The 6,414-nt window shown below is 67.7% G+C and carries 3 protein-coding genes and 1 pseudogene; 1 reads left to right on the plus strand and 3 read right to left on the minus strand.

Translation table 11 applies throughout. The features are described 5' to 3' along the window. Positions 1 to 1,586, plus strand: a 1,586-nt coding sequence (locus GBZ26_RS25565; protein ID WP_174441248.1) for an ATP-binding protein, incomplete at its 5' end; no start/stop codon positions are given. A 137-nt stretch (positions 1,587 to 1,723) separates the two neighbouring features. Here GBZ26_RS25565 and odhB read toward each other — a convergent pair. The 3 genes and pseudogenes from odhB to GBZ26_RS25580 all read right to left on the minus strand — a co-directional run. After that, positions 1,724 to 2,977: a 2-oxoglutarate dehydrogenase complex dihydrolipoyllysine-residue succinyltransferase gene (odhB, locus tag GBZ26_RS25570; RefSeq protein WP_174441249.1), complete on the minus strand. Its 1,254-nt coding sequence runs from the start codon at positions 2,975 to 2,977 to the stop codon at positions 1,724 to 1,726. A gap of 42 nt (positions 2,978 to 3,019) precedes the next feature. Beyond that, positions 3,020 to 5,944, minus strand: a complete 2,925-nt coding sequence (locus tag GBZ26_RS25575) for a 2-oxoglutarate dehydrogenase E1 component (protein WP_174441250.1) — start codon at positions 5,942 to 5,944, stop codon at positions 3,020 to 3,022. 147 nt (positions 5,945 to 6,091) lie between these two features. Further along, a pseudogene (locus GBZ26_RS25580) lies at positions 6,092 to 6,414 on the minus strand (succinate--CoA ligase subunit alpha); the annotation flags it as partial.

Consider the following 6,414-nt stretch of genomic DNA (forward strand, 5'->3'; position numbering starts at 1 on the left):
TCGCCACTGGGTGGATCGTGGGCAGCGTCAGTGTTGTAAAAGGGACAGCCCCCCGCCCCTGGGACGAGGGCCATCGGCGTCTCGCCACGCTGGGCGACTGGCCGGAGGTCGACGCCGCGCTGCGCACACGCGATGCGGCGACGTTGGACACCGTGCTGCCCACCGACGGCCGTCCCAGCATCGCCAGCGTCCGCCGCGTCGCCGACTATCCCTTCACCGTCGCCGCGACGTTGCCGAAGGCCGAGGCGCTGGGCGAGTGGAAACGCGACAGCGCGGTCTGGATCGCCATGGGCTTGGCCATGTCCATGGTGATCGCCCTGTTGACCTGGTATGTGGAACGGCAGCAGTCCCGGCGGGAGCAGGACCAGAACCGGCTGGAGCGCGCCTCCCGCCGCATCCGCGGCATCCTGGAATCCATGGTGGACGCGGTGGTCACCATCGATTCCCGTGGCATCATCGAAACCTTCAACCCCGCGGCGGAGCGCATGTTCGGCTATGCCGAGGCGGAGGTGGTGGGGCAGAGCGTCAACATCCTGCTGCCGGAAGGCTTCCGCGCCGGCCACGACCGCTCGATGGCCGAGTATCGTCCGAACGCCGGTTCGCGCATCATCGGCAACGACCGCGAGGTCCTGGCGCTGCGCCGCGACGGCGGCACCTTCCCGATCAATCTGGCGGTCAGCGCGCTGCGGCTGGGCGGACCGGACGGAGAGGGCGGACCGGATGAGAGCGGGCCGGAGGAGAAGGGGGCGCCGCGCCGCGTCTTCGTGGGCGTCATCCGCGACGTCACCAAGCGCCGACAGCAGGAGGCCGAGCTTCTCGCCTCCAAGAGCCAGGCGGAAATGGCCAACCGCGCCAAGTCCGAGTTCCTGGCCAACATGAGCCATGAGCTGCGCACGCCGTTGAACGCCATCATCGGCTTCTCGGAAATCCTCGACAGCGAGTTCTTCGGCAAGCTCAACGACCGCCAGAAGTCCTGCGCCAAGGATATCCACGACAGCGGCAAGCATCTGCTGGACATCGTGAACGCCGTGCTCGACATGTCGAAGATCGAGGCGGGCCGCTACGAACTGTCCGAAGAGGTGATCGACCCCTGCGAGGCGGTGGCCCAGTGCCTGACCATGGTCCGCGACCGCGCCGCCGACAACGGGGTGGACCTGCGCAACGGCGTGTCCGGCGGCCTTCCCGCCATCTGGGTCGACCGTCGTGCCTTCAAGCAGGTGTTGCTGAACCTGCTGTCCAACGCGGTGAAGTTCACGCCCGTCGGCGGCAGCGTCACCCTGGCCGCCCGCGTCGAGGAGGACGGCGCCCTGGTGCTCTCGGTGGCCGACACCGGGATCGGCATTCCGAGGGAATTCATGGATCATCTGTTCCAGCCCTTCCGGCAGGCCGACAACTCGGCCAGCCGCCAGTTCGAGGGCACCGGGCTGGGGCTGTCGATCTCCAAGAACTTCATGGAGCTGCACGGCGGCTCGCTGACCTGCGCCAGCACGCTCGGCGCCGGGACCACCATGACCCTGCGCCTGCCCGCTGAGCGGGTGATGAAGCCGGAGGATACCGCGACGAGGATCGCCGCCGTGCTGGTGTGATGCCTGCGAAGGCAGGCGCTCGGCGGCGGGACGGCAAAGAAAAAGGCGCCGTGAGGCGCCTTTTTTAGGTCCGGGAGCCTTCGCCCCCGGCGGTCGGGCGCGGGAGGATGGTGCCTCCCGCAGTCCCCTTGTGCGGATCAGACGTCCAGCAGCAGGCGCCGCGGGTCCTCGATGTTCTCCTTGATGCGGACGAGGAAGGTCACCGCCTCCTTGCCGTCGATGATGCGGTGGTCATAGGACAGGGCCAGATACATCATCGGGCGGATCTCGATCTTCCCGTTCACGACGACCGGGCGCTCCTGGGTCTTGTGCATGCCCAGGATGGCCGACTGCGGCGGGTTGATGATCGGGGTGGACATCAGCGAGCCGTAGACGCCGCCGTTGGAGATGGTGAAGGTGCCGCCGGTCAGCTCGTCCATCGACAGCTTGCCGTCGCGGCCCTTCTTGCCCAGCTCGCCGATCTTGCCCTCGATCTGGGCGAAGCCGAGCTTGTCGGCGTCGCGGACGATCGGAACCACCAGACCCTGCGGCGTGCCGACGGCGACGCCGATGTCGTAGTAGTTCTTGTAGACGAGGTCGGTGCCGTCGATCTCGGCGTTGACGGCCGGGATTTCCTTCAGCGCCTGGATGGCCGCCTTCACGAAGAAGGACATGAAGCCGAGACGCACCTTGTGGCGCTTCTCGAAGAAGTCCTTGTACTCGTTGCGCAGCGCCATGACGTTGGTCATGTCCACCTCGTTGAAGGTGGTCAGCATGGCGGCGCTGTTCTGGGCCTCCTTTAGACGCTCGGCGATGCGCTGGCGCAGACGGGTCATGCGGACCCGCTCCTCCTGCGCGGCGCGCGGGCGGTCGCCCGCGGTGCCGGCGGTCCACTGGTACTTCTGCGGGGCGGCGGCCGGAGCGGCGGCGGGGGCTGCGGCCGGCTTGGCGGCGTGGTCGATCACATCACCCTTGGTGATGCGCCCGTCCTTGCCCGTGCCGGCGATCTGCGAAGCGTCGAGACCCTTCTCGGCGACCAGCTTGCGGGCCGCCGGGCCGGCGTCGGCCAGGGCGGAGGTGCCGGCCGTGGCCGGAGCGGCGGCCGGGGCCGCGGCCGGAGCCGGAGCCGCGGCGGCGGGAGCGGCGGCCTTGGCCGGGGCGGCCACGGCAGCGCCGGCCTCGCCCAGCACGCCCAGCAGGGCGCCGACGCCGACGTTGGCGCCGTCGGCGGCGACGATCTCCGCCAGCGTGCCGGCGGACGGGGCGTTCACCTCAAGCGTGACCTTGTCGGTCTCCAGCTCGACCAGCGCCTCGTCGGCGGCGACCGGGTCGCCGACCTTCTTCAGCCAGCGGGCAACGGTCGCCTCGGAGACGGACTCGCCCAGGGTGGGGACCTTGATTTCGGTAGCCATAAGTTCCTCTCGTACTTTCTTGTTCTACGCCTGGGCGTCGAGTCAGCGGATGACGAGCGCGTCTTCCAGAAGCTTCGCCTGCTCCTGGTTGTGACGCTTGAGCAGGCCAGTGGCCGGCGACGCGGCGGCCGGACGGCCGACGTAGCTGGGGCGCGAGGCCTTGTGCTCGATCGAGGTGAGGGCGCCTTCCAGACGGCGGTCGACGAAGGCCCAATAGCCCTGGTTCTCCGGCTCCTCCTGGCACCACACCACCTCGGCGTTCGGGTAGCGGGCGAACTCCTCGGTCAGGGCGGAGCGGGGGAACGGGTAGAGCTGCTCCAGCCGGACCAGCGCCACGTCCTTGATGCCGCGCGCGGTGCGCTCCTGCAGCAGGTCGTAATAGACCTTGCCGGTGCAGACGACGATGCGGCGGATCTGCTCGTTCGGCAGCAGGTCCGTCGCCGTCTCGCCCAGCACGCGGCGGAAGTTCGTGCCCTCGGCCAGCTCCGACAGGCTGGAGACGCACAGCTTGTGGCGCAGCAGCGACTTCGGCGTGAACAGAACCAGCGGCTTGCGGAAGGGCCGGCGCATCTGGCGGCGGAAGGCGTGGAACAGGTTCGCCGGGGTCGTCAGGTTGCAGATCTGCCAGTTGTCCTCGGCGGACATCTGGAGGAAGCGCTCCGGACGGGCCGAGGAGTGCTCGGGACCCTGGCCTTCGTAGCCGTGCGGCAGCAGAAGCACGAGGCCGGACATGCGCAGCCACTTCGACTCGCCCGACGAGAGGAACTGGTCGATGATGGTCTGGGCGGTGTTGGCGAAGTCGCCGAACTGCGCTTCCCACAGGGTCAGGCTGTGCGGCTCGGCCAGCGAGTAGCCGTATTCGAAGCCAACCACGGCGGCCTCGGACAGCGGGCTGTCATGGACCTCGAACGGGCCCTGGTCGGGACGCAGGTGGTTCAGCGGGATGTACTTGTTCTCGGTGTTCTGGTCGTACATCACCGCGTGGCGGTGCGAGAAGGTGCCGCGGCCGGAATCCTGGCCGGACAGGCGGACGCCGTTGCCCTCGACCAGCAGCGTGCCGTAGGCCAGCGCTTCCGCGGTCGCCCAGTCGATGCCCTCGCCGGTCTCCAGCGATTTCTTCTTGGCTTCCAGCTGGCGGGCGATCTTCGAGTTGATCGCGAAGTCCTTCGGGTACTCGCAGAGCTTGTTGCCAACCTCGCGCAGCACGTCGATCGCCACGCCGGTGTTGCCCTTGCGCTCGTCGTCGGTCTTCGCGGCCTCCAGGCCCGACCACTTGCCTTCCAGCCAGTCGGCCTTGTTCGGCTTGAAGGAGTTGGCGGCCTCGAACTCACCCTCCAGCTTCTTCATGAAGTCCTGGATCATCTGATCGGACTCGGCCTGGGTGAGGACGTTCTCCTCGACGAGCTGCTTGCCGTACAATTCCCGCGTGGTCGCGTGGGCGCGGATCTTCTTGTACATCAGCGGCTGGGTGAAGCCCGGCTCGTCGCCCTCGTTGTGGCCGTGGCGGCGGTAGCAGACCATGTCGATCACCACGTCCCGCTTGAACTTCTGGCGGAACTCGGCGGCGATGCGGCTGATGTGGACGACGGACTCGGGGTCGTCGCCGTTGACGTGGAAGATCGGCGCCTGGACCATCTTCGCCATGTCCGAGCAGTAGACGCCGGACCGCGAATAGGTCGGGTTGGTGGTGAAGCCGATCTGGTTGTTGATGATGAAGTGCACGGTGCCGCCGGTGCGGTAGCCGCGCAGCTCCGACAGGCCCAGCGTCTCGGCCACGATGCCCTGGCCGGCGAAGGCGGCGTCGCCGTGGATCAGCACGCCCATGACCTGCTCGCGGTCCAGGTCGTTGCGCTGCGCCTGCTTGGCGCGCACCTTGCCGAGCACGACCGGGTTCACCCATTCCAGGTGGGACGGGTTGGCGGTCAGCGACAGGTGGACGATGTTGCCGTTGAAGTCGCGGTCCGACGAAGTGCCGAGGTGGTACTTCACGTCGCCGGAGCCCTGCACATCCTGCGGGCTGGACGGGTTGCCCTGGAACTCCGAGAAGACGGCGGCGAAGGGCTTGCCCATGAAGTTGGTCAGCATGTTCAGCCGGCCGCGGTGGGCCATGCCGACGACGACCTCCTTGAGGCCGAGCTGGCCGCCGCGCTTCAGGACCTGCTCCAGCGCGGGGATCATCGACTCGCCGCCCTCAAGGCCGAAGCGCTTGGTGCCGGTGTACTTCAGCTGGAGGAACTTCTCGAAGCCCTCGGCGGCGATCAGCCGCTCGTAGATGGCGCGCTTGCCGTTCACCGTGAACTCGGTGTGGTTGCGGCCGCCCTCGATGCGCTCCTGGATCCAGGCCTTCTCTTCGGGGTCCTGGATGTGCATGAACTCGACGCCGATGTTCCCGCAGTAGGTCTTCTGCAGGATCTCCAGGATCTGGCGCAGCGACGCCGTCTCCAGGCCCAGCGAATAGTTCAGGAAGATCGGGCGGTCCATGTCGCCCGGGCCGAAGCCGTAGGTCGCCGGATCGAGTTCCGGGTGCGGCTCGCGCTTCTCGAGACCCAGCGGGTCGAAATGCGCGTTCATGTGGCCGCGCACGCGGTAGACGCGGATGAGCATCAGCGCGCGGATGCTGTCGAGCGTCGCGGCGCGGAGCTGCTGGTGGCTGATGCCGCCATAGACCTGCTGGGCATGGGCGACGAGGCCGGCGTTGCCGTTGGTCGCGGCCGGAGCGCCGAGGCTTTCCAGCGAGGCGGCGACGGGGTCGAGCGCGCCGTTGGCGAGCGTGCCCTCCTCCAGGCTCCAGGACGGGCCGTTCAGCTCGTTCAGGACGGCGCGGGAGTCGTCGTCCAGCTCCCTGAAGAAGCCGTTCCAGCTCGAATCCACCGAGGAGGGGTCCTTCAGGAAGCGCGCGTACAACTCCGCGACATATTCGGCGTTCGAGCCGAACAGGAACGAGGTCTTCTCCAGATTAGCGGACATATGTTTGCCTCGGGCGTTTGCCCGGTTCCCTCAGAGAGTTTTTTTGCTTGTCGCTGGGCACCGGGCGGCCCCGGATCTCCGGGAGGAGACACGGGGCCGCCGGTCCTTCGGCAGTGGGCGGGAATATGGGGTCCCGCCCACGCTTTATCAGCCCTTGAAGACCTTGAGCATGGTGGAACCCAGGCTCGCGGGGCTGTCGGCGACGGCGATGCCGACGGACTTCATGAACTCGATCTTGAAGTCGGCCGTGTCGTTGCCGCCGGAGATCACCGCACCGGCATGGCCCATGCGGCGGCCCGGAGGCGCGGTGCGCCCGGCGATGAAGCCGACGACCGGCTTCTTAGTCCCGGAGTCGCGGATGAACTCCGCGCCCTTGACCTCGGCGTCGCCGCCGATCTCGCCGATCATGATGATGCCCTCGGTCTCCGGGTCCTTCAGGAACAGCTCCAGGCTGTCCACGAAGTTCGTCC

The sequence above is a fragment of the Azospirillum formosense genome (assembly GCF_013340925.1).
GTDB classification, from domain to species: domain Bacteria; phylum Pseudomonadota; class Alphaproteobacteria; order Azospirillales; family Azospirillaceae; genus Azospirillum; species Azospirillum formosense.

Excerpts from the sequence above, each read along its gene's own strand:
- odhB (WP_174441249.1), bottom strand. The coding sequence starts at position 2,977 with ATGGCTACCGAAATCAAGGTCCCCACCCTGGGCGAGTCCGTCTCCGAG.
- GBZ26_RS25575 (WP_174441250.1), bottom strand. The coding sequence starts at position 5,944 with ATGTCCGCTAATCTGGAGAAGACCTCGTTCCTGTTCGGCTCGAACGCC.